This is a genomic window from Pseudomonas donghuensis (genome assembly GCF_000259195.1).
Lineage (GTDB): Bacteria > Pseudomonadota > Gammaproteobacteria > Pseudomonadales > Pseudomonadaceae > Aquipseudomonas > Aquipseudomonas donghuensis.
This window is the reverse complement of record NZ_JH650766.1, coordinates 77,444-98,858: the sequence shown is the minus strand read 5'-3', so window position 1 is coordinate 98,858 and position 21,415 is coordinate 77,444. Positions and strand designations below refer to the sequence as shown.

General features: G+C 63.8%; 19 protein-coding genes. 5 read left to right on the top strand and 14 right to left on the bottom strand.

All coding sequences use genetic code 11. The features are described 5' to 3' along the window. Window positions 1-340 (top strand): glutathione S-transferase C-terminal domain-containing protein (locus UW3_RS29600; protein WP_010223292.1); only part of this gene is annotated, 340 nt, incomplete at its 5' end. Window positions 341-552: 212 nt separating this feature from the next. Here the strand turns inward: UW3_RS29600 and UW3_RS0114870 are convergent. The 11 genes from UW3_RS0114870 to UW3_RS0114820 all read right to left on the bottom strand — a co-directional run bounded on the left by UW3_RS0114870 (window position 553) and on the right by UW3_RS0114820 (window position 12,578). Continuing rightward, on the bottom strand, window positions 553-732 hold the full coding sequence (locus UW3_RS0114870) for a hypothetical protein (RefSeq protein ID WP_010223291.1): 180 nt from the start codon (window positions 730-732) through the stop codon (window positions 553-555). A gap of 121 nt (window positions 733-853) precedes the next feature. After that, window positions 854-1,984 carry a lactonase family protein gene (locus tag UW3_RS0114865; RefSeq protein ID WP_010223290.1) on the bottom strand — a complete coding sequence of 377 codons (1,131 nt, stop codon included), beginning with the start codon at window positions 1,982-1,984 and terminating at the stop codon, window positions 854-856. Then, window positions 1,947-2,240, bottom strand: coding sequence for a DUF5629 family protein (locus UW3_RS0114860; RefSeq protein WP_010223289.1), 294 nt, complete (start codon window positions 2,238-2,240; stop codon window positions 1,947-1,949). The genes UW3_RS0114865 and UW3_RS0114860 overlap by 38 nt, the downstream gene beginning before the upstream one ends. A 147-nt stretch (window positions 2,241-2,387) precedes the next feature. After that, window positions 2,388-4,766 carry an efflux RND transporter permease subunit gene (locus UW3_RS0114855; RefSeq protein ID WP_026001336.1) on the bottom strand — a complete coding sequence of 793 codons (2,379 nt, stop codon included), beginning with the start codon at window positions 4,764-4,766 and terminating at the stop codon, window positions 2,388-2,390. Window positions 4,767-4,786: 20 nt separating this feature from the next. Then, a complete protein-coding gene (locus tag UW3_RS0114850; protein WP_010223287.1) occupies window positions 4,787-5,842 on the bottom strand; it encodes a WD40/YVTN/BNR-like repeat-containing protein in 1,056 nt (351 codons plus the stop codon). A 231-nt stretch (window positions 5,843-6,073) separates the two neighbouring features. Further along, the gene (pepN, locus tag UW3_RS0114845; protein ID WP_010223286.1) at window positions 6,074-8,731 is read right to left on the bottom strand and encodes an aminopeptidase N; all 2,658 of its coding nucleotides are present in this window, start codon (window positions 8,729-8,731) and stop codon (window positions 6,074-6,076) included. A gap of 14 nt (window positions 8,732-8,745) precedes the next feature. Further along, window positions 8,746-9,576 (bottom strand): DUF2797 domain-containing protein, encoded by an 831-nt coding sequence (locus UW3_RS0114840; protein ID WP_026001334.1) that lies wholly within the window; start codon window positions 9,574-9,576, stop codon window positions 8,746-8,748. Next, entirely contained in the window at window positions 9,573-9,833 is a 261-nt protein-coding gene (locus UW3_RS0114835) for a YeaC family protein (protein WP_010223284.1), read from the bottom strand. The genes UW3_RS0114840 and UW3_RS0114835 overlap by 4 nt, the downstream gene beginning before the upstream one ends. Window positions 9,834-9,847: 14 nt before the next feature. Further along, complete coding sequence (locus UW3_RS0114830; protein WP_010223283.1) at window positions 9,848-10,720, bottom strand: rhomboid family intramembrane serine protease; 873 nt, start codon at window positions 10,718-10,720, stop codon at window positions 9,848-9,850. Next, entirely contained in the window at window positions 10,717-11,688 is a 972-nt protein-coding gene (locus UW3_RS0114825) for a metallophosphoesterase (RefSeq protein ID WP_010223282.1), read from the bottom strand. Before UW3_RS0114825 ends, UW3_RS0114830 begins: the two co-directional genes overlap by 4 nt. Continuing rightward, window positions 11,688-12,578 carry an NAD(+) kinase gene (locus tag UW3_RS0114820; protein WP_010223281.1) on the bottom strand — a complete coding sequence of 297 codons (891 nt, stop codon included), beginning with the start codon at window positions 12,576-12,578 and terminating at the stop codon, window positions 11,688-11,690. The genes UW3_RS0114825 and UW3_RS0114820 overlap by 1 nt, the downstream gene beginning before the upstream one ends. Before the next feature lie 133 nt (window positions 12,579-12,711). On the opposite strand from UW3_RS0114820, the gene UW3_RS0114810 reads away from it, so the two are divergent. After that, window positions 12,712-13,656 (top strand): DUF1853 family protein, encoded by a 945-nt coding sequence (locus UW3_RS0114810; protein WP_010223280.1) that lies wholly within the window; start codon window positions 12,712-12,714, stop codon window positions 13,654-13,656. A gap of 75 nt (window positions 13,657-13,731) precedes the next feature. On the opposite strand, the gene UW3_RS0114805 is transcribed toward UW3_RS0114810, so the two are convergent. Then, entirely contained in the window at window positions 13,732-15,018 is a 1,287-nt protein-coding gene (locus tag UW3_RS0114805; RefSeq protein ID WP_010223279.1) for an arsenic transporter, read from the bottom strand. 171 nt (window positions 15,019-15,189) lie between these two features. On the opposite strand from UW3_RS0114805, the gene UW3_RS0114800 reads away from it, so the two are divergent. Beyond that, on the top strand, window positions 15,190-15,738 hold the full coding sequence (locus UW3_RS0114800) for a cytochrome b (protein ID WP_010223278.1): 549 nt from the start codon (window positions 15,190-15,192) through the stop codon (window positions 15,736-15,738). On the opposite strand, the gene UW3_RS0114795 is transcribed toward UW3_RS0114800, so the two are convergent. Together UW3_RS0114795 and UW3_RS0114790 are read right to left on the bottom strand one after the other, a co-directional pair. Further along, window positions 15,735-16,634 (bottom strand): 1-aminocyclopropane-1-carboxylate deaminase/D-cysteine desulfhydrase, encoded by a 900-nt coding sequence (locus UW3_RS0114795; protein WP_010223277.1) that lies wholly within the window; start codon window positions 16,632-16,634, stop codon window positions 15,735-15,737. The genes UW3_RS0114800 and UW3_RS0114795 overlap by 4 nt on opposite strands. A gap of 78 nt (window positions 16,635-16,712) precedes the next feature. Further along, the gene (locus tag UW3_RS0114790; protein ID WP_010223276.1) at window positions 16,713-18,749 is read right to left on the bottom strand and encodes an NADPH-dependent 2,4-dienoyl-CoA reductase; all 2,037 of its coding nucleotides are present in this window, start codon (window positions 18,747-18,749) and stop codon (window positions 16,713-16,715) included. Window positions 18,750-18,942: 193 nt separating this feature from the next. On the opposite strand from UW3_RS0114790, the gene UW3_RS0114785 reads away from it, so the two are divergent. Both UW3_RS0114785 and UW3_RS0114780 read left to right on the top strand, forming a co-directional pair. Beyond that, window positions 18,943-20,064, top strand: coding sequence for a nitrilase-related carbon-nitrogen hydrolase (locus UW3_RS0114785; RefSeq protein WP_010223275.1), 1,122 nt, complete (start codon window positions 18,943-18,945; stop codon window positions 20,062-20,064). A 4-nt stretch (window positions 20,065-20,068) separates the two neighbouring features. Next, a complete protein-coding gene (locus UW3_RS0114780; RefSeq protein WP_010223274.1) occupies window positions 20,069-21,109 on the top strand; it encodes an AraC family transcriptional regulator in 1,041 nt (346 codons plus the stop codon). Window positions 21,110-21,415 lie beyond the last annotated feature (306 nt).

The following is a 21,415-nucleotide window of genomic DNA, read 5'->3' as shown; positions in this document are numbered from 1 at the left end:
GGCGGCAAAAGCCGCTGATGCGCTGATCGCACGCAATGATCGCGAGTTCAAGGCCCAGGTCAACCTGTACAAGTACGCCGAACGCTATCCGCAGCATTCACGGGAACATTACCGGGCCCAGGCCGAAAGCTGGTTGGTGGAACTGGATGCGCGACTGGCGCAGCAGGCGTACCTGTTCGCGGACCATCCCAGCCTGGCTGACGCGGCATTGTTGCCGTTGATGCGCCAGTTTGCCGGGGTGGAGCCTGAGTGGTTCGCCCACGCGCCCTACCCGCACTTGCGGGCATGGTTGCAGAGGTGGCTGGAGTCGGCATTGTTCAAGGCGATCATGGCGCGTTGAACCCATCGCTGGCAAGCCAGCTCCCACAGGGCCCTTGTGGGAGCTGGCTTGCCAGCGATGAGGCCAGAAGCTACAGCGCCAGAATCGGCGAAGAATAGAGGAACAGCAACACCGCCAGAATTCGCCATTTCATGTGTTATCCCCTGACGTCAATAAATTAGCGTCAAATTCAATCACATGGCGATATGCTATTACCAGAAAAATCTACACGCTCAATGCTGCGACTTGTGGTCCAGCGCAGCGTAGAAGTTGGCACTTTGTTGCAGGTATTTCTGGGTATAGCTCTGGGTCGACGATTTACGCTCGCTGAGCTCGACATGGGCGTTGGCCGGCAGGACCACCGAAGCAGAAATGGCGGAAGCGGCGATGACCGGGAAAAGGTTGAAGTTCATGGCGCTGACCTCGAAGTCTGTGGTTTGAAGTGGCCGCTTGGGGCCGTGGTTCAAACTTACGCCGCTGGCGCGGCGCACAGAAATTCATTGCAGCAGTAGCCAACATCAAGGCAATTGATAGTCAGTTGACGAACTTCAGGTCCGACGGCGCATCCTGGGCCAGCTTCTGTACGGTTTCGCCCAGCAGGCCACTGCGTGGATCACGGCGGATCACCACGATCTGGTTGCTCTTCTGATTGGCCACCAACAGGTACTTGCCGGTAGGGTCGAGGGTAAATTCCCGCGGGTGATCGCCCTCGACACTGCGCCGCTGCACCTGCATCAGCTTGCCGCTCTTGTCATCCACGGCAAACACCAGCAGCTCGTTGGCCGTGCCACGGTTGCTGACATACAGAAAGCGCCCGTCGGCCGACAGGTGCAATGCCCCCGCCGCCTTGGCCGAGGCATCGTTCTGCTCGGTCAATGGCAGGCGCTGCAGCTCCACCAGCTTGCCGTCCTGATAATCGAAGGCCACCACTTGGGCGCTCATCTCCAGGGTCAGGTAGGCATGCTTGCCATCGCGGTCAAACAGCAGGTGCCGCGGCCCGCTGCCCGGTGGCAGGCTAACCGGCTCGACCGCGCTCAGTGGTTGCGTGGGGCTGGCGCCGTCGTAGCGGTAGACAAACACCTTGTCGGCCCCCAGGTCGCTGGCGAACACGTACTTGCCGTCGTCCGATGACACCACAGAGTGCACATGGGGCCCGGTCTGGCGCTCCGGGTTGACGCCGCTGGGCTTGTGCCGGTCTTGTTGCACCGAGGCTTGCAGGTAGCCGTTACGCCCCACCGGCAACACACTCAGGCTGCCGCCCGGGGCAGGCAACACGCCGTAATTGGCGACGAACAGGTAGCGTTGGTCCTGGCTGAGGCTGGAATGGGTTGGTTCATCGCCCTGGCTTGGCACCTGGTTCAGCGCCTTGAGGTTGCCGTCCTTGCCAATCGCAAAACTGCTGACCTGGCCGTTGCCGGCGCCGTTCTCGTTGACGGCAAACAGCAGGCGCTTGTCCACCGAGAGGGTCAGCCAGGACGGGTTTTCGCTCATGAGGATCTGCAGCGGCGCAGGGTCGATCTGGCCGCTGTCGCTGTTGAAGCGGTAGCGGTAGATACCTTCGCTGCTGCCTGCGGTATAGCTGCCGACCAGCAGGTCGTGGGCCTGGGCGGTGAGCGTCAGGCTCATGCTACTGGCGATCAGCAGGTTCTTCAGCAGGCGCGTCATCGTCTTCCTCATCGCAGGCACTAAAGGCACTCATACAGACTAGCCGATGCTCGCCAGTCTCGGCCGCGACCAGCCAGTCGGTACCTTCAAGCCGGGCGGCGCCGATCTGCTCGGGGGAGAACTTGTATTTTTTCAAGGCACGGCCATCCATCAGCTCGATGCTCAGGCCGGTTTCGTCGAAGGTGAAGTCAAAGGCGTGCAGGCCGTCGATCAGGAGCATGTTGCTGGATTCGAGGGCTTGGGAGAGGGTTGTCATTGCAGGAAGATCACTGGCGGGAAAACCCCCATGATACCTGATCGTCAAAAGCATCGCCGGCAAGACCGGCTCCCACAGGTAATGCGCACCTGTGGGAGCCGGTCTTGCCGGCGATGGGCTACGAAGTAGCCCCGATGACAGCAGCGGTCAATGGGCAAAAATCGAACCGCCCTCCTTGCCCACCATTTTCTCCGGTTTGATCAGGAACCGCGCCAGAGCCGGCAGCAGCCACAGCGCACCAAACATGTTCCACAGCAGCATGAAGGTCAGCATCAGGCCCATGTCGGCCTGGAACTTGATCGCCGAGAAGATCCAGGTGCACACGCCGATGGCCAGGCACAGGCCGGTGAACAATACCGCCTTGCCGGTGGACTTGAGGGTCTGGTAGTAGGCTTCCTGCAGCGGCAACCCGGCGCGCAGGAAGCTCTCCAGGCGGCTGTAGATGTAGATGCCGTAGTCCACGCCAATGCCTACGCCCAGTGCCACCACCGGCAGGGTCGCGACCTTGACGCCGATGCCCATGTAGGCCATCAGCGCGTTGCCCAGCACCGAGGTCAGCACCAGCGGCAGGACGATGCACAGGGTCGCGGCGAAGGAGCGGAAGGTGATCATGCACATCACCGCCACGCAGATGTACACCAGGATCAAAATGGTCAGCTCGGCCGACTTGATCACTTCGTTGGTGGCCGCCTCGATACCGGCGTTACCGGCAGCCAGGAGGAATTCCAGGCCTTCCTTGTTATGGCTGTCGGCAAACTCCTGCACCGCCTTGACCGCACGATCGAGGGTCTCGGCCTTGTGGTCGTTGAGGAAGATCAGCACCGGCGCCAGCGAGCAGTCGGCGTTGTACAGGCCGTCGGCACGGGAGATCGAGCTGTTGAGCACGTCCGGGTTGCGCGACAGGCTTTCCCATTTCAGGTTGCCCTCGTTCATGCCCTTGATCATCTGCTTGGACACGGTCACCAGCGAGATCGCCGACTGCACCCCAGGGGTGTTCTCCATCTTCCACATCAGCTCGTCGATCGGCGCCATGGTCGCGTGTACCGAACAGCCTTCGGTCGGGGTCTTGACCATCACCACCAGCACGTCGGAACTGGTCGAGTAATTGTCGATGATGAAGGCGTTGTCCTGGTTGTAGCGCGAGTCCGGACGCAGCTCCGGCGCGCCTTGGTCGAGGTCGCCGATCTTCAGGTTCTGGCTGTACCAGAGACCGCCACCGAAGGCCAGCAAGGCCAGGACAATGGACACCGGCGCCACCTTGGCGCTGGCAAAATTGGACAGCAGGCGCCAGAACGGATGCTCGCGGGTGGCGTCCTTCTTGCTGCGCTCGATGGCCTTCTTGCTGATGCCGACATAGGAGATCGCCACCGGCAGGAGGATCAGGTTGGTGAAGACAATCACGGCTACACCGATCGACGCACCGATGGCCAGCTCGCGGATCACGCCGATGTCGATGATCAACAGGGTGATGAAGCCCACGGCGTCGGCGAGAATGGCGATCATCCCCGGCAGGAACAGTTGGCGGAAGGTACGCCGCGCGGCGGTCAGGGCGTTGTCGGCATCGCTGGACTGCAAGGCGATGCCGTTGATCTTCTGCACCCCGTGGGAGATGCCGATGGCGAAGATCAAAAACGGCACCAGCATCGAGTACGGGTCAAGGCCGAAGCCCACCGCGTGCATCAGCCCCAGTTGCCAGACCACCGCCACCAGGGTGGTGATCAACACGGCGATGGTGCTGCGGATGCACCAGGTGAACCAGTACAGCAGCACCCAGGTGATCACCAGCGCGATCCCGAAGAACATCGCCACCATCATCAGGCCGTCGATCAGGTCACCGACCTTCTTGGCGAAGCCGACGATGTGTACCTTCACATTGGGGTTCTGGGCCTGGAACTTGTCGCGGATCTTCTCTTCCAGCTGATGGGAGAACTGCTGATAGTCGAGCTTGATCAGCTTGCCCTGGTCCTGCGGGTCGGGATAGGACTCCAGCAGCGGAATATCGATGATGCTCGACTTGAAGTTGTTGGCCACCAGGCGCCCGACCTGCCCGGACTTGAGCACGTTGTTACGCAGCTTGTCGAGGCTTTCCGGCGAGCCGTTGTAGGTCTGCGGGATGACTTCGCCACCGGCAAAGCCCTCTTCGGTCACTTCGGTCCAGCGCACGCTGGGGCTCCACAACGACTTCAGCCCGGAACGGTCGACGCCGGGAATGTAGAACACCTCGTCATGCACCTGACGCAGGGTTTCCATGTACTCCTTGCTGAAGATATCGCCGTCGGTGGCCTCCACCGAGATGCGCACGGTGTTGCCGAGGTTGGCCAGGTCATTGCGGTGCTCGAGCATCTTCTCGATGAAGGGGTGCTCGAGCGGGATCATTTTTTCGAAACTGGTGGAAGGACGAATCTGCGTGGCCTGCCAGAACAGGAACACGCTGACCAGCAAGCAGATGAGGATCACCACCGGGCGATTGTTGAAGATCAGGCGTTCGAGCAAAGTTGTCTTGTCCTGATGGTGTTGCTGGTTCATGTTGAACTGCTCCTGACCGGTCATGGCTGCACTCCTTCGGCGCCCTGGGCCGAAGCCAGGTGCACGCCACCCTGGCCTACCAGCACCAGGCGCCCTCCACTCAGCCCGCTGACGCCGGCCAGGGCGATGCGATCGGCCCGGTTGAACACGCTGAAGCTCTGGCCGTCGTCGCTGCTGCGCAACACACTGCCGCCATTGCCCACGAGTACCAGGCTGCCATCATCGAGAAGCGTAGCGCTTGCCAGGCCAAATTCGAGGTTGCCGCGCGCGGCTTTCAATTCGATCTGTTGCCAGCTATCGCCAAAATCCGTGGAGCGGTAGAGGTTGCCGCGCAATCCGTAGGCCAGCAAGGTACGCGGCTGGGCGGTGCCGGTGACACCGAACAGCGAGCCTTCATAGGGGCCTTCGAGCTTTTCCCAGGTCTGACCGTCGTCGCTGGAGCGGAACATGCTGCCCTGCTCGCCAACGATGAACAGGCCGGCGTCTTTCACCGCGGCGATACCGTTGAGGTGGAACTGGTCTTCGTTGTTCAGCCGATCGCCGACCTCGTTCCAGGTCTTGCCGCCGTCGGTGGTTTCCAGCAATGCGCCGTAGGCACCCACGGCGAAGCCGTGCTGGGTCTCCTTGAACCAGACGTCGAGCAACGGCGCTTCGCGCGCCAGGTCTTCAAATTGTTTGCTCCAGGTGGCGCCACCGTCAGTGCTGGCAAGGATCTGCGCATCGTGGCCGACCGCCCAGCCGTGCTGGTCGTCGACAAAATAGACCGCCGTGAGCAGTTGCCGGGTCGGTACCTTGGCTTGGGTCCAGGTCTTGCCCTGGTCATCGGAAAACAGGATATGGCCGCGATCACCGACAGCGACCAGGCGCGCGCCGGCCTTGGTGACGTCCAGCAGCAGGCTGTTTACCGCCTTGGACGATTCGGTGGAGTAGACATCGGTTGCAGCGGCTGCAGCCTCGACCGTGTTGGCCCAAAGCCCGATTGCCGCTACCAGCAAGCCGCTGGCGGCCAATGCCCAAGGGCGACTGCCGGCTTTACGCGCAGCACCGCCGAGACCCGCCATGACAGGCTCAGTCATAGATCTATCCCCCTTTATTGTTATTTGGGTCAATCTATATGCAGGTACTGCCAAAAACCGTGTTCCAGAGCCCCGCAATAGCTGAGAGCCATCCTATCGGGGTTTGCAAAGGACTGACAACGAACGGGACGTTATCTTTTGTTAAGCGGGGGGGATTTGCGGGGAAGCAATTGCGGGTCAAGCCCGCTCCCACACTAAATGTGGGAGCGGGCTTGACCCGCGATGAGGCCATCAAGCCAGACTTTTGCTCACGACCTCATACACATCACTGGACAGCGAACCGCTAGCCAGAATGCGCTCCAGCTCACCTTTCATCAGCGCCTGACGCGCGCTGTCGTATTTGCGCCAGCGGGTCAGCGGCGCCAGTTGGCGCGACGCGATCTGCGGGTTGAGTGCGTTGAGCTCGATCACCAGGTCCGCCAGGAAGCGGTAACCCGAACCATCGCCAGCGTGGAAGTTGACCAGGTTCTGCCCGGCGAAGGCACCGACCAGGGCGCGGACCTTGTTCGGGTTCTTCATCGTGAACGCCGGGTGCTGCATCAGTGCCTTGACCCGGGCCAGGCCGCCCGGCAGGGTGCTGGCCGCCTGCACGCTGAACCACTGGTCCATGACCAGCGGGTTGTCCTTGAAGTGCTCGGCAAAGCTCTCCAGGGCCTTGGCCCGCTCGGCTTCGAACGGCGAATTGACCAGCACGGCCAGCGCGGTGAGACGCTCGGTCATGTTGTCACAGGCGTCGAACTGCTCCAGGGTCGCGGCCAGGACTTCAGGCTTGGCGCTGAGCATCAGGTACGACAGCACGATGTTCTGCAGGCTGCGCCGGGCAAAGTGCTCGGCCTCGGCGAGGTACTCGGTGCCACGCGATACCCCGCGGTTGGCCTGGTAACGTGCATTCAGGGCCTCGAACAGCTGCTCGGCGATCTGTTGGCGGGCGAACTCGCGGGCGGCGTGGATGGCATCGACATCGGCCACTTCGCTGATTTCGGTGAGGTAGGCCTCACTGGGCAGCGAAAGCATTTCGGCGACCATGGCCTGATCCAGTTGCTCGTTGGCCAGCACCGTGCCCAACGCGGTCACCAGGCGCTGGTCAAGCACCAGCTTGGCACCCTGCTGGTGCTGGGCGATCAGCTCCTGCAGCACCTGCACCGACAGTTGCTGGCCGGCTTCCCAGCGGTTGAAGCCATCGCTGTCATGCTGCATGAGGAACATCAGCTGGTCGCGGTCATAGGGGAAGCTCAGCTTGACCGGTGCGCTGAAACCACGCAGTAACGATGGCAGCGGCTTGGCGGCAACGCCTTCGAAGGTGAAGGTCTGCTCGGCTTCGGTCACCGACAGCACCCGCGAAGTGCCGACCGCAGCCGCCTCGCCTTGCAGGCGCAGGGCGATATCGTTGCCCTGGGCATCGAGCAGGCCCAGTTCCACCGGGATCACGAACGGTTTTTTCTCGACCTTGTCCGGGGTTGCCGGGCAGCTTTGACGGAAGGTCAGGCTGTAGGTTTGCGCAGCACTGTCGTAGGCCTCGCTGACCGCCAGGCGCGGCGTGCCGGCCTGGCTGTACCAGCGCTTGAACTGGCTCAGGTCGACGCCGTTGGCGTCTTCCATGGCCTTGATGAAGTCATCGCAGGTCACCGCCTGGCCATCATGACGCTCGAAGTACAGGTCGCTGCCTTTGCGGAAACCCTCGGCACCAAGCAGGGTGCGGACCATGCGCACCACTTCCGAACCCTTCTCGTACACGGTCAGGGTGTAGAAGTTGGAGATCTCGATAAAGCTGTCAGGGCGCACGGCGTGGGCCATGGGCCCGGCATCTTCGGCGAACTGGTGGGTACGCAGGTAGGCGACATCCTCGATGCGCTTGACCGTACGCGAGTTCATGTCGGCGCTGAATTCGGAGTCACGGAACACCGTGAAGCCTTCCTTGAGCGACAGCTGGAACCAGTCGCGGCAGGTCACGCGGTTGCCCGACCAGTTGTGGAAGTATTCGTGGGCGACCACCGCCTCGACCCGCTGGTGGGCGGCGTCGGTGGCGGTTTCGGCGCGGGCCAGCACGCAGCTGGAGTTGAAGATGTTCAGGCCCTTGTTTTCCATGGCGCCCATGTTGAAGTCGTTGACCGCAACGATCATGAAGATGTCCAGGTCGTACTCACGGCCGTAGACTTCTTCGTCCCAGCGCATGGACTTCTTCAGGCTGGTCATGGCGTGCTGGCACTTGTCGATGTTTTCCGGCTCGACATAGATGCGCAGGGTCACGTCACGGCCCGACTGGCGGGTGAACTTGTCTTCAACGCACCACAGGTCACCGGCGACCAGGGCGAACAGGTAGGCCGGTTTCATGAACGGGTCTTCCCAGGTCGCCCAGTGCCGGCCGTCGTCCTGTGGGCCGCTGCCGACCGGGTTGCCGTTGGACAGCAGCACCGGGTAGCGATGCTGCTCGGCGATCACCGTGGTGGTGAACGCGCTCATCACGTCCGGGCGGTCGAGGTAGTAGGTGATCTTGCGAAACCCTTCGGCCTCGCACTGGGTGCAGAACATGCTGCCGGACTTGTACAGGCCTTCGAGGGCCGTGTTGCTCTCGGGGTGGATCTTCACGCTGGTGTCGAGGGTGAAGGTCGCAGCCTTGGGCTGTACGGTCAGGTGGCTATCGTCAAGCTGGTAGTCGCCGGCAGCCAGGGCCTGGTCGTCCAGGGCCACACTGAGCAGCTCCAGCTGCTGGCCGTCGAGCACCAGCGGCGGCAGGCCAGCACCACGGGCCGGGTTGCGGCGCATGACCAGCTGCGCGTGGACCAGGCTGTGGTCCTCGAACAGTTCGAAGGTCAGGTGCGTCTCGTCAATCAGGTACTCGGGGGCCTGATAGTCCTTGAGGTAGATCACTTGCGGCTGTTCGGTACGCATGTGGCGGTCCTTTTTTACTGATGCACGGCGAGCTGGTACGCCGTGTATTTACGAATATTGATCACGCCGGTGTCGAAGATCAGGTACTGGCCCTTGATGCCCAGCAGCGTGCCTTCAGCCACGGGATTCTTGTCCAGGTTGAAGCTGACGATCTTGCTTGGGTAGGCCTCGACCGGGTAGCGGATTTCCAGCACCTCGGCGTCAGTCAGCGGCTGGATCGCCTGCAGGCCGAATCGCGTCTGCAGGGCGCTGAAGCCCTCGGCGCAGCTGTCGAACAACTGCTGACGCACGGCCAGCAGGTCGACCGCCTCGGCATCGCCCTTGAGCAAGGCGCGCCAGTTGGTGCGGTCGGCGACCTGGCTGCGGAACAGGTCCTCGACCAGCCCCGATTGCTGGCGGGTGGCAACCCGCACGATCGGCAGCGCCTGGCTGGCGCCCTGGTCAAGCCAGCGCGTCGGTAGCTGGCTGGCGCGGGTGATGCCGACCTTGATGCCCGAGGAGTTGGCCAGGTACACCACATGATCGGTCATGCAGAACTGCTCGCCCCACGCGGGTTCGCGGCAGGTGCCCTGATCGTAATGGCATTTTTCCGGGGCCATGATGCACACATCGCACTGCGCAAGCTTGGTCATGCACGGGTAGCAGTAACCCTGGCTGAAGCTGGTCTTGGTCTTGCGCCCGCAGTGGCTGCAATGGATGGCACCGAGGTATTCCAGGCGCACGGTCTTGCCGATCAAGGGGTTGACCGGCACTTCCTGCTCGCCCAGGCGAAAAGCGTACTGCACCATCGACGCGTCGAGGCGCGCCGACATTTTGCTGATGGAGCCGCGGCCGAGTTCGATCAATGGATCGCATCCGACTTGAACAGGATGTTCGCCACCGGTGCCGATTTGGAGCTGCATTCCTGCGCCCCCATGTAACCGGTGCGCTCTTCCTCGGGCAGGTTCTGCAGTTCCCAGGCGATCACCGCCTGCAGCGACAGCTCTTTCTGCTCGGTGGTGAGCTTGCGCCCGTCTGCCCATTTGCCCAGTTCCACGGCCAGTTTCAGGCTCTGGTAGATTTCCGGGGTGATGTTTTCAATCATTTGCGCAAAAGTGGACATAACGTCTCCCAAAATCAAGCGGTCAGTTTACGCCGGGCCAGCGCCCCGCCCAAGAGCCCGCTGAGGCAACCGACCAACAGCCCGCCGACATGAGCGGCGTTGGCGATCTGGCCGAAGCCGAGCAGGCTGATCAAACCGGACAGGCACAGCAACAGCCAGACCAGCATCATTACCAGCACGCCGCGCGGCATGCGATACACAGGGTTGGGCGCCAGCCATTGGTACAGCCAGACATGCCCGAGCAAACCGTAGAGCACCCCCGACAGGCCGCCGAACAGGCTCGGGCCGCCAAACAGGTACTGGGCGGCGTTGGACACCAGGCTGAACAGCAGGGTCATGCCGAGCAGGTTCCACGGGCCCTGGCGCAGCTCGATGCGCCGGCCCAGCTCCCAGTACCAAAGGCCGTTCATGGCCAGGTGGAGGATGCCGAAATGCACCAGCATCGGTGTGAACAGGCGCCACCACTGGCCATCGGCAAGGCTTGCGGCCAGCGGGGTGAAGTACAGGTAATCGCCCTGCACGCGAAAATCGAGGAAGGTCAGCCAGCTCAAGGTGGCGAAGTTGTCGCCAAGCCCGGTGAGGCCGGCGACGATCAGGCACAGCAGCAGGATCGCCGCCGTGGCCTTGCTGGCGCGCAACTGCTCGCCGACGCTTGGCTGTGCCGGTGGCGCCAGGGCGGTGTCGGCCGGCAATTCAAACTCCGCATTGCCCTCTGGGAAGCGCTGATACAGCTCGCGCACGTCTTCGGCGAAGTCCTCGGCCACCCACAACACCAGGTCGCCGCCCTCCTCGCTGACCCGGTGCGGCACCTGCAGGCGCCGTAACAGGCCGACAAAACCGCTGAGATCGGTACTCAGCGGCATGCGTAATACCTCCACTACAGTCATTGGCTGGCCTCCGGCCGGTCGACATCGACCCAGACGAACTTGCGTGGGTCGATGCGGGTTTCAGCATCCAGACGGTAAGCAACCAGTTTGCCGTACAGCACCGCACTGTAGTCCAGGCAGGCCAGGTTGGCGCGGATCGGCGCTGGTTTGCCGCTGCGCCAGTAATGGCCGACAAACAGCATCGGTTCGTCCTCGCTGTAGCGCAGCAAGGCGTTCTTCTGGCTGTGGCTGAGCGGCGCGTTGGCTACCTGCTCGGGCAGCGCATCGGGCTGGAAGACGATATCGCCGTAGGTTTGCGGGTCTTCTTCCCAGAACTTGGTGCGGAAAAACGCGCGGGTCAGGCCGTCGCCCCCGGTCAGGGTCAAACCGTCCGGCAGGCGCATGTCGGTGCCACGCAACAGGCGGTTGCAGACCGTGGCGGCAAAGCTCTCCGGCACCGCCGAAGCCTGGATGAAATGCTCGTCGATGCGCCCGTCCGGGTACTGCTGGCGCAGCGGCTCGATCAGGCGCGCGTCCCAGCAGGCATGCACCAGGCGAAAACGTCCTGCGTCGATGAACAGCGGCAGCTCGTAGAACCACTCGAGGAAGTCCTGCCAGTCGCCCGGGTGCTGTTCGAACTGGGTCAGGGTCTCGTAGATCAGCCGCCCATGGCGCGGGGTGTGCTCGCGCACGTAATGCTTGCCGCTCTCGGGCAACGCCGGGGTGTTCCAGCCCAGGGCGTTGTACTCGTGGTTGCCCATGATGCAGTAGGCCTGGCCGGCTTCGACCATGTCATGGACGATGTGCAGCGCTTCGCGAATCCGCGGGCCACGGTCGATGATGTCGCCGAGGAACAGCGCCTGGCGCGACGGGTGACGCCAGACGCCGCCCTGGCGCTTGTAGCCGAGGGCATCGAGCAGGCGTTCGAGGGTGTGCGCACAACCGTGCACGTCACCGATCAGGTCGAAACTGCGAGCGGGATCGAGCATCACTCGCCTCCACCACCCAGGCGGCTGCCCCAGCCGAGCTTGGTCCGGCATACCTCATAGTAATTGTGATCCAGCGGGTGGATCAGGCGCAGCTTCTGCGGCTTCTTGTTCACCGTGATGGTGTCGCCCGGTGCACAGGTGAAATGGTTCTGGCCGTCGCAGGAAATCTGCGGGTAGATCTGCAGGTCCTTGGACACCACGATCTTCAGCTCGCTGTTGCCGTCGACCACGATCGGCCGCCCGGACAAGGTGTGCGGGTACATCGGCACGATGACGATGGCGTCGAGCTTGGGGTGCATGATCGGCCCGCCCGCCGACAACGCATAGGCGGTGGAACCGGTCGGGGTGGCGACGATCAGGCCATCGGCCTTCTGGCTGCAGACGAACTGGCCGTCGATGTAGATCTCGAATTCGATCATCCGCGTCGACTTGCCCGGGTGCAGCACCACATCGTTGAGGGCGTCGCCCTGGCCGATGGCTTCGGCGTGGCGGCGGACTTCAGCCTGCAGCAGGAAACGGTTTTCCACCAGGTAATGGCCGTCGAGTACCTCGGCGACTTTCACTTCCAGCTCATCGGGGCGGATATCGGTCAAGAAGCCCAGGCTGCCACGGTTGATACCCAGCACCGGAATGTTGTGTCGGGCCAGGGCGCGGGCGGCGCCGAGCAAGCTGCCGTCGCCACCGACGACGATCACCAGGTCGCAGACTTCGCCCAACAGCTTGCGCGTTGAGGTCTGCAGGCCGTGGCCGGGCAGGACTTCGGCGATGGTGTCCTCAAGGATGACGTGCAGATGCCGCTCCAGCAGGAATTTTTTCAGTCGGCGAATGGTATCGAGCACCTGGGAGCTGCCGAGGCGGCCGATGATACCGATATTGCGAAATTGCTCCATGGGGCTCCAGGGCTCTACGGCGGGTAAAAAGGCGATGCTCGCCAAAGAGTTCGATTATGGGCGAAAGCGCCGTGCAGCGGCAAACGCCGGAGAAATTCGCCAGGCGCGCAGGCTTAGCGGCTATGCTCGCTGAATGAACCCGTTTCCCAGCCTGATCGACCTGCCCCGCCAGTTGCGCCAGCCTCAGGTGCGCGACCTGGCCTGGGTCATTCTCGCGCCGCCGATGCTGCGCGACACGCCGTGGCCGCAGCGTCATCCACTGGCCGCCAGCCGTTGGGTGGCCGAGCCAGAACGGCTGCAGCAGTGGCTGCTCGAGCAGGACCGTGACAGCCACGCCCTGCTGTACTGGCTGACCCAGGCCAGCACCCGGCGCCTGGGGCTGTACTACGAACGTCTATGGCAGTTTGTCCTCCAGCATGCCCCGGGCGTGACCCTACTGGCCGCCAACCTGCCGATCCGCAACGGCGGGCATACCCTCGGCGAGCTGGACCTGCTGCTGCGCGACAGTGACGGCGTGCACCACCTGGAACTGGCAATCAAGCTGTACCTGGGCCCGCAGCACGGCACCGACGACAACCCGGCGCAGTGGCTGGGGCCGGGTTGTCACGATCGCCTGGACCGCAAGCTTGCGCACCTGGCCGAGCATCAACTGCCGATATCGGCCCGTAGCGAAAGCCGCGAAGCGCTGGCGGCGCTGGAGATCGAGCAGTTCAGTGCGCAGCTGTGGCTGGGCGGCTACCTGCTGTACCCCTGGCCGGGACAGGCGCAAGCGCCGCGCGGGGCCAACCCACAGCACTTGCGTGGGCGATGGTTGCACCAGCGTGACTGGGCAGCGTTCCGTGCCCAGAGTGCACCTGGTCGCTGGCAGCCATTGCCGCGCCATGCCTGGCTGGCGCCGGCCTGTTACCCGGCGCAGGACTGCTGGTCGGCACAGCGCTTCGAGACCTGGTTGCAGGCGCTGGACCCGCTGGCGCCAGCGCAGTTGCTGGTGCGGCTGGTCGAGGGTGAGCGTGGCGAGTGGGAGGAAACCGAGCGGTTGTTTCTGGTCTCGGACTTATGGCCGAACCTGCCAGGGTGACGGGTTTTGCAAGCCAGCTCCCACATGCACACAGATCCACTGTGGGAGCGGGCTTGACCCGCGATCAGGCCACCTCTAGACCACAGTCAACCGCAGCGCCAGCGCCACCAAGGTCAGCAACAACACCGGCACCGTCAGCACGATCCCGACCTTGAAGTAATACCCCCAGCCAATCTTCACCCCCTTGCGCTCCAGCACATGCAGCCACAGCAGGGTCGCCAGGCTGCCGATCGGGGTGATCTTCGGCCCCAGGTCGCTGCCGATCACGTTGGCGTAGATCATCGCCTCCTTGACCACACCCGTGGCGGTACTGGCATCGATCGACAAGGCGCCGATCAGCACCGTCGGCAGGTTGTTCATGATCGACGACAGCACCGCGGTCAGCAGCCCGGTGCCCAGCGCCGCTCCCCACACCCCGCCCATGGCAAAACCGTCGAGCCAGCCGGCCAGGTAATCGGTCAGCCCGGCATTGCGCAGGCCGTAGACCACCAGGTACATGCCTAAGGAGAACACCACGATGTGCCAGGGCGCTTCCTTGAGCACCTTGCGCGTGGAGATTTTGTGCCCGCGCGCCGCCACCAGCAGCAACACCAGGGCGCACACTGCAGAAATCGCGCTGATCGGAATGCCCAGCGGCTCCAGGGCAAAGCAACCCAGCAGCAGGATCATCAGCACCAGCCAGCCGGCGACGAAGGTCGCCGGGTCCTGCACCACGCTGCGCGGCGCATCCAGTTGCAGCGGGTCGTAGTTGCGCGGAATGTCGCGGCGAAAGTACCACAGCAGCACTGCCAGGGTGGCCGCCACGGCGACCAGGTTGACCGGCACCATCACCGCCGCGTAGCGGTTGAAGCCAATACCGAAGAAGTCGGCAGAGACGATGTTGACCAGGTTCGACACCACCAGCGGCAAGCTGGCGGTATCAGCGATAAAGCCTGCGGCCATGACGAACGCCAGGGTCGCCGCCGGGCTGAAGCGCAGGGCCAGGAGCATGGCCACCACGATCGGGGTAAGGATCAGCGCCGCACCATCATTGGCGAACAGCGCCGACACCAGTGCCCCCAGCAGCACGATGTAGCAGAACAAGCGCCGGCCACTGCCGCGTCCCCAACGCGCCACATGCAACGCCGCCCAGGCGAAGAAGCCGGCGGCATCGAGCAGCAGGCTGATGATGATCAGGGCGATGAAGGTGCCTGTGGCGTTCCAGATGATGTGCCAGACCACCGGGATATCGCTCCACTGCACCACCCCGCAAAGCAACGCCAGCAGCGCCCCGCCCGTGGCGCTCCAGCCCACGCCCAGGCCACGGGGCTGCCAGATCACCAGGGTAATGGTCAGCAGGAAAATCAAAGATGCCATCAGCATGAAGTACAAACCTTGCAAAATAGTGGGGCACAAGCGCCGGATTCTAGCGACAGATCAAGACGGCCGTGATGAATTTCTGCTGCAATGCCCGGGTAACCGGCTGGCAAGCGGTTACAGTTAGCTGACTGCGCCAGAAGAGCGCGGACTTCGACCTGATGATGAGGAACACCCATGACTCTGAGCCAAAACCAGGCCCGCTACAGTGGCCTGTCGATTGCCCTGCACTGGCTGATGCTGGTGCTGCTGGCGGCGGTCTACGCCTTTATCGAACTGCGCGGCATGTTTCCCAAGGACAGCGCCGAACGCGCCTTGATGAAAGACCTGCACTTCATGCTGGGCCTGAGCGTGTTCGTGCTGGTCTGGTTACGCCTGGCCCTGCGCCTGGGTCGCCCGACCCCAGCGATCATTCCGGCGCCACCGGCCTGGCAGACAGGCCTGGCGCACCTGATGCACCTGGCCCTGTACCTGCTGATGATCGGCCTGCCGCTGGCCGGCTGGCTGCTGCTCAGCGCCGCCAACAAACCGATCCCGTTCTACGGTTTCGAGCTGCCGGCGCTGATCGCCCCGGACCCGGACCAGGCCAAATTCATCAAGGGCTGGCACGAGCGTATCGGCACCTGGGGCTACTGGCTGATCGGCCTGCATGCGGTCGCAGGCCTGTACCATCATTACGTGCAGCGCGATAACACCCTGCTGCGCATGTTGCCACGCAACAACTAGGCAAAACCGCGGCGGCCCTGCAGGCCGCCGCTGTGCAGGAAGATAAGCCGGGTACCAGGGGCAAAGGCCCCGGCTTCGACCTCCCGACGTAGCGCCAGCAAGGCTTTGGCGGTGTACAGCGGCTCCAGCGGCATCGCCGACTGCGCCTCGCACTCGGCCAAGAACGCCAACAGTTCGTCATCGACCTTGGCAAAGCCGCCACGGCAGGCCTCATGCAAGCGGTAACCGGCCTTGCCCACCAACGTTTGCACCGCCTCGGGCACGCCATGGTCCAGCGGCACTGCCAAGGCACCATGGACCTCGTGCCTGCCCGCTTCCGCCAGCACCAACCCGGCCAGGGTGGTACCGGTACCTGCCGCCAGCCACCAGCCGTGATAATCCGCCCAGCCCAGCGCCGCCAATTGCCCGTGCGCCTGCTCGACGATCAAGGCGCAGCCCTTGGCGCCCAGGACCCCGCCGCCGCCTTCGGCGACACAATGCCAGCCGGGGTAAAGCGCCTGCCAGGGTTGCCAGAAACCCGGCTGATGACGCTCGCGATAGCCGCCATACCCCAGCCAATGCAGTTGCATGCCAAAGGCCTGTAGGTCGCGCACCGTCGGTGTGTCTTGCGCGTGCCCGCGCAGCAGGCCTGCGGTGGCAAAGCCGAAACGCTTGCCGGCGGCTGCCAGGGCATGCAAGTGATTGGAATGGGCACCGCCAAGGCTGATCACCCCAGGCGCCCCCTGGGCCTGGGCGATTCGCAGGTGTTCAAGCAGCTTGAACCACTTGTTGCCGCTGATCAGCGGGTCGATCAGGTCCAGGCGCAACACCGCCAGCTCCACGCCATGCGGGCGCAGCCAGCTCAGGGGCAAGGGTTGCAGGGGCGCGAGAGGAAGGTCGTCGAATCTGCCGATCATGGGAGGGGCACAACAGGGCTGCCAGGGCAGCGCAGTGTAACAGCGCGACGGGCCCGGCAGCCCGCCGCGCTGCGCCAGTCAGAGTTCGGCGGCCAGGCGCGACCCCTGGTTGATGGCGCGCTTGGCATCCAGCTCGGCGGCGACATCGGCACCGCCGATCAGGTGCACCGACTGGCCGGCGGCGACCAGGCCGTCCTGCAGTTCGCGCAGCGGGTCCTGGCCGGCGCAGATGACGATGTTATCCACCGGCAGCACCTGCGGCTCGCCCTCGGCGATGCGAATGTGCAGGCCGGCGTCGTCGATGTTCAGGTACTCGACGCTGTTGAGCATCTGCACCTGCTTGTTCTTCAGGCCCGTGCGGTGAATCCAGCCGGTGGTCTTGCCCAGGCCATCGCCGACCTTGGTCTTTTTGCGCTGCAGGAGGAACACCTGGCGCGCTGGCGCATGGGGTTCGGCCTTGATGCCGGCCACACCACCGCGGGCTTCAAGCTGGGTATCGATGCCCCATTCCTTCCAGAACGCCTCGCGGTCCTGGCTGGTGGCCACGCCCTGGTGCACCAGGTACTCGGAGACGTCAAAGCCGATACCGCCAGCGCCGATCACCGCGACCTTCTGCCCTACCGGCTGGCGCTGCAGCAGCACGTCCAGGTAGCTCAGCACCTTGGCGTGCTCGATGCCGGGGATGGCCGGCAACCGCGGAGCGATACCGGTGGCGAGGATGATCTCGTCAAAGCCGCCCGCCGCCAGTTGCTCGGCATCGACGCGGGTGTTCAGGCACAGCTCGACGCCGGTGGTCTGCAGCTTGCGCTTGAAGTAGCGCAGGGTCTCGTAGAACTCCTCTTTGCCCGGCACGCGCTTGGCCACGTTGAACTGGCCGCCGATCTCGCTGGCCGAATCGAACAGGGTCACCTCATGGCCGCGCTCGGCTGCCACGGTGGCAGCAGCCAGGCCGGCGGGGCCGGCGCCCACTACGGCGATACGCTTGACCTGGGTTACCGGCAGGTAATTGAGCTCGGTTTCATGGCAGGCGCGCGGGTTGACCAGGCAGCTGGTCAGCTTGCCGCCGAAGGTGTGGTCCAGGCAGGCCTGGTTACAGCCGATGCAGGTGTTGATCTCGTCGCCACGCCCGGCGGCGGCCTTGTTGACGAACTCCGGGTCGGCCAGGAACGGTCGCGCCATCGAGACCATGTCGGCATCGCCTTCGGCAAGGATCTGCTCGGCGACTTCCGGGGTGTTGATGCGGTTGGTAGTGATCAGCGGGATCTGCACCGCACCGCGCAGCTTGGCGGTGACCTTGCTGAACGCCGCGCGCGGCACCTTGGTGGCGATGGTCGGGATCCGCGCTTCGTGCCAGCCGATACCGGTGTTGATAAGGGTCGCACCAGCCTGCTCCACGGCCTTGGCCAGCTGCACGATCTCTTCCCAGCTGCTGCCGCCCTCGACCAGGTCGAGCATCGACAGGCGGAAGATGATGATGAAGTTCGGCCCTACCGCTTCACGCACCCGGCGCACGATCTCTACCGCCAGGCGCATGCGGTTCTCGTAGCTGCCACCCCAGCGGTCGGTACGCTGGTTGGTGTGGGCGGCGAGGAACTGGTTGATGAAGTAGCCTTCCGACCCCATGATCTCGACGCCGTCGTACTCGGCGCTTTGCGCCAGCAGCGAGCAGGTGACGAAGTCCTGGATCTGTTTCTCGATGCCCTCTTCATCCAGCTCGCGTGGCTTGAACGGGTTGATCGGCGCCTGGATGGCACTCGGCGCTACCGACTTGGGGCTGTAGGCATAGCGACCGGCGTGGAGGATCTGCATGCAGATCTTGCCACCGGCTTCATGCACCGCTTGGGTGACGATGCGGTGTTTATCGGCTTCTTCCGGCGTGCTCAGCTTGGCCGCGCCGGAATACACCCCGCCCTCCACGTTCGGGCCGATGCCACCGGTCACCATCAGGCCGACGCCGCCACGGGCGCGCTCGGCAAAGTAGGCCGCCATGCGCTCGAAACCGCCGGTTTTTTCTTCAAGGCCCGTGTGCATCGAGCCCATCAGCGTGCGGTTGCGCAAGGTGGTAAAACCCAGGTCCAGCGGGGCGAGCAAATGCGGGTATTGAGCGGCGGCCATAGTCAACTCCACAACAGGCGTAATCACGGAATGCAGGCGCCTCGCCAAGGCTGGCGGGGCCCGTCAGTTATCTGAGGCCGACATTAAAGAGCCAGCGGGCGCGGCTCAATGACCGAAAGTGACAAGTTATTGATCCTACTGCGCGCGGGGTCTACCCTAGGGGCCGAATCCCTTGTCGGCGCTGTCCCGTTTCATGCGAAAACTCCTGTTGAGCGCCCTGGCGCTGGTTGTCATTGCCGCCCTGAGTGGCTACGGGTTCTGGACCGAGCAGCGCCCGGCCGGGCACTACCTGTCGGACCTGCGCATCGAGCTGGCCCTGAGCGAAGGCGTGCCGGCCGATCACGGCAATTTGCTGGGGGTCGAGCCGCAACTGTTCCCTGGCGACTACCAAAGCTTGCAACGCCTGCACCGCAAGCTGGCCGCCTACCTTGAACACGCCCGCGCCCAAGGCCTGGTCAATGCCAAGACCATCGTCATCCTGCCCGAGCACATCGGCACCTGGCTGTGGGCCCGTGGCGAGAAAAACGAGCTGTACCAGGTCACTGAGCGCCGCGAAGCCCTGCAGTGGCTGGAGCTGAGCAACCCGCTGCGCTACGGCCTGGCCATGCTCGGCGCCGAAGGCGACGACCGCCGTGCCGATGCGCACCTGCGAATGAAAGCCGGGCAGATGGCCGAGGATTACCAGCAGTTGTTCGGGGGCCTGGCCAAGGAGTTCGGCGTGACCCTGGTGGCGGGCTCTATCGTCTTGCCTGAACCTTATGTCGAGCGCGGTACCCTGCGGATCGGCTCCGGTGCCCTGTACAACGCCAGCCTGGTCTTCGCCAGCGACGGCTCGGTGCTTGGCCAGCCGCAGCGCCAACAGCACCCCGACAGCGAAGTGCGGCGCTTTATCAGCAGCGGCACCGATCAACCGCCACAGGTACTGCAAACCCCTGCCGGGCGCCTTGGCGTGCTGATCGGCAGCGACAGCTGGTACCCGAGCAACCAGCAGCAACTGGTCAACCAGTTTGCCCAGATCGTCGCCAACCCGGTGTTCCTCAGCGGCCACAACAGCTGGAGCGCGCCATGGCGCGGCAACCGCCACCAACCCCTGGCCTCGTCGCTGACGCTCAAGCCGGGCGAAGTGAGCGAACGCGACGCCTGGCAGCGCCTGACCCTGGAGGCCAACACCGCCAAGGTCAGCAGCATGAGTGTGTTCCTGCGCGGGCGCTTCTGGGACCAGGCCGCCGATGGCCAGGGCTTTGCCCAGCTCAACGGGGTGAACCTGGGCGGCACTGCCAGCCCCGGTGCGCGCCTGCTGAACGTCTGGTTGTAAACGCATGAATCGCCCACGTGTGCGCTTGGGCGACCTGTCGGTCGGTTTCATTCAGCCGCTGAGTGAAACCCTGCAGCAACGCGGGATCGATCCCTCTCCCCTGCTCGCCCGCTACGGCCTGGACCCGGCGCGCCTGGCCGAACCGGGGGCGCGCCTGTCGATCCCGCGCTACATGCACCTGGGCCATGCCGCCATCGAGCTGACCGGCGATCCGGCCCTGGGCCTGCACATGGGCCATATCAGCCGCCTCGGCCAGGCAGGCCTGGCCGGCGTCACGGCGGCACAAGCGCCGACCGTGGGCGAAGCCGCGCGCACCTTGCTGCGCTTCGAACCACTGTATGCGGCCAATTACCGCGGGCATTCAAGCTTTCACGAAGACAGTGGCGGCGCCTGGCTGCGTTTCTACTCGATCAGCCCGTACAACGTCTACAACCGCTTCGTGGTGGACTCACTGCTGGCCGGCTGGCTGGCGCAGTTGTCGAGCCTGGCGGGGGTGACCCTGCTGGCAGAACGGGTCGAGATCGAATTCGACGCGCCTGCCTACGCCGCCCACTACCAGGCCTTGAGCAGCAACCCGGTGCAGTTCGGCGCAGGCACCAATCAGCTGCGCCTGAGCCGCGCCAACCTGGCCCTGCGCAACCCCGCGCACTGCCCGAGCACCTGGCAGCACCTGCTGCAACTGTGTGAGGCCGAGCTTGAACAGCGCACGCGGATACGCAGCCTGGGCGAGCGCATCGCCCATCTGCTGGGGCCGTTGCTGAACGGTGGACGAGAACCGGATCTGGAGGAAGTGGCCAGGCACCTGCAACTGCCGACCTGGACCCTGCGGCGCAAGCTGGCCGAGGAAGGCACGCAGTTTCGCGCGATCCTCAACGATACCCGGCGCGACCTGGCCATGACCTACATTCGCGACACGGAGCTGGCCTTCGGCGAGATTGCCTATCTACTCGGGTTTGCCTCGGCAGAGGCCTTTCAACGCGCGTTCAAGCGCTGGAACGGCATCACCCCGGGCGAGTTTCGCCGCAGCCAGCGGCGTACCGGCTGATTACAGCTCGGTGGCGTCTTCAGCGGGCTCGACCGGGTCGAGCTCAATGGCGCGGTATTCGAGTAGTTCTTCTTGATAGTCGTCCATCATCTGCTCCGTCGTTTCTCATTCATGTCATTGATTCGTCAACGAGCCTAAAGTGCCGTGATGAAAGAAAAATGACAATGACGCTTGTCAAAACAACGTAGCAGACACTGGCGAAGTTACAGCGGCGCCTGCTCGGCGCTGCTGGCCGGCGCTGCCGGGGCGACGGTCGGGGCCGGTTCGGCAGCCGGCGTGCTGCTGTCCTGGACACTGATCGGCGCG

Bases quoted from the DNA above. Each gene is read 5' to 3' on its own strand.
- UW3_RS0114870 (WP_010223291.1), bottom strand. From the start codon at position 732: ATGAACTTCAACCTTTTCCCGGTCATCGCCGCTTCCGCCATTTCTGCT.
- UW3_RS0114865 (WP_010223290.1), bottom strand. From the start codon at position 1,984: ATGACGCGCCTGCTGAAGAACCTGCTGATCGCCAGTAGCATGAGCCTG.
- UW3_RS0114860 (WP_010223289.1), bottom strand. From the start codon at position 2,240: ATGACAACCCTCTCCCAAGCCCTCGAATCCAGCAACATGCTCCTGATC.
- UW3_RS0114855 (WP_026001336.1), bottom strand. From the start codon at position 4,766: ATGAACCAGCAACACCATCAGGACAAGACAACTTTGCTCGAACGCCTG.
- UW3_RS0114850 (WP_010223287.1), bottom strand. From the start codon at position 5,842: ATGACTGAGCCTGTCATGGCGGGTCTCGGCGGTGCTGCGCGTAAAGCC.
- pepN (WP_010223286.1), bottom strand. From the start codon at position 8,731: ATGCGTACCGAACAGCCGCAAGTGATCTACCTCAAGGACTATCAGGCC.
- UW3_RS0114835 (WP_010223284.1), bottom strand. From the start codon at position 9,833: ATGTCCACTTTTGCGCAAATGATTGAAAACATCACCCCGGAAATCTAC.
- UW3_RS0114830 (WP_010223283.1), bottom strand. From the start codon at position 10,720: ATGACTGTAGTGGAGGTATTACGCATGCCGCTGAGTACCGATCTCAGC.
- UW3_RS0114825 (WP_010223282.1), bottom strand. From the start codon at position 11,688: ATGCTCGATCCCGCTCGCAGTTTCGACCTGATCGGTGACGTGCACGGT.
- UW3_RS0114820 (WP_010223281.1), bottom strand. From the start codon at position 12,578: ATGGAGCAATTTCGCAATATCGGTATCATCGGCCGCCTCGGCAGCTCC.
- UW3_RS0114810 (WP_010223280.1), top strand. From the start codon at position 12,712: ATGAACCCGTTTCCCAGCCTGATCGACCTGCCCCGCCAGTTGCGCCAG.
- UW3_RS0114805 (WP_010223279.1), bottom strand. From the start codon at position 15,018: ATGCTGATGGCATCTTTGATTTTCCTGCTGACCATTACCCTGGTGATC.
- UW3_RS0114800 (WP_010223278.1), top strand. From the start codon at position 15,190: ATGACTCTGAGCCAAAACCAGGCCCGCTACAGTGGCCTGTCGATTGCC.
- UW3_RS0114795 (WP_010223277.1), bottom strand. From the start codon at position 16,634: ATGATCGGCAGATTCGACGACCTTCCTCTCGCGCCCCTGCAACCCTTG.
- UW3_RS0114790 (WP_010223276.1), bottom strand. From the start codon at position 18,749: ATGGCCGCCGCTCAATACCCGCATTTGCTCGCCCCGCTGGACCTGGGT.
- UW3_RS0114785 (WP_010223275.1), top strand. From the start codon at position 18,943: ATGCGAAAACTCCTGTTGAGCGCCCTGGCGCTGGTTGTCATTGCCGCC.
- UW3_RS0114780 (WP_010223274.1), top strand. From the start codon at position 20,069: ATGAATCGCCCACGTGTGCGCTTGGGCGACCTGTCGGTCGGTTTCATT.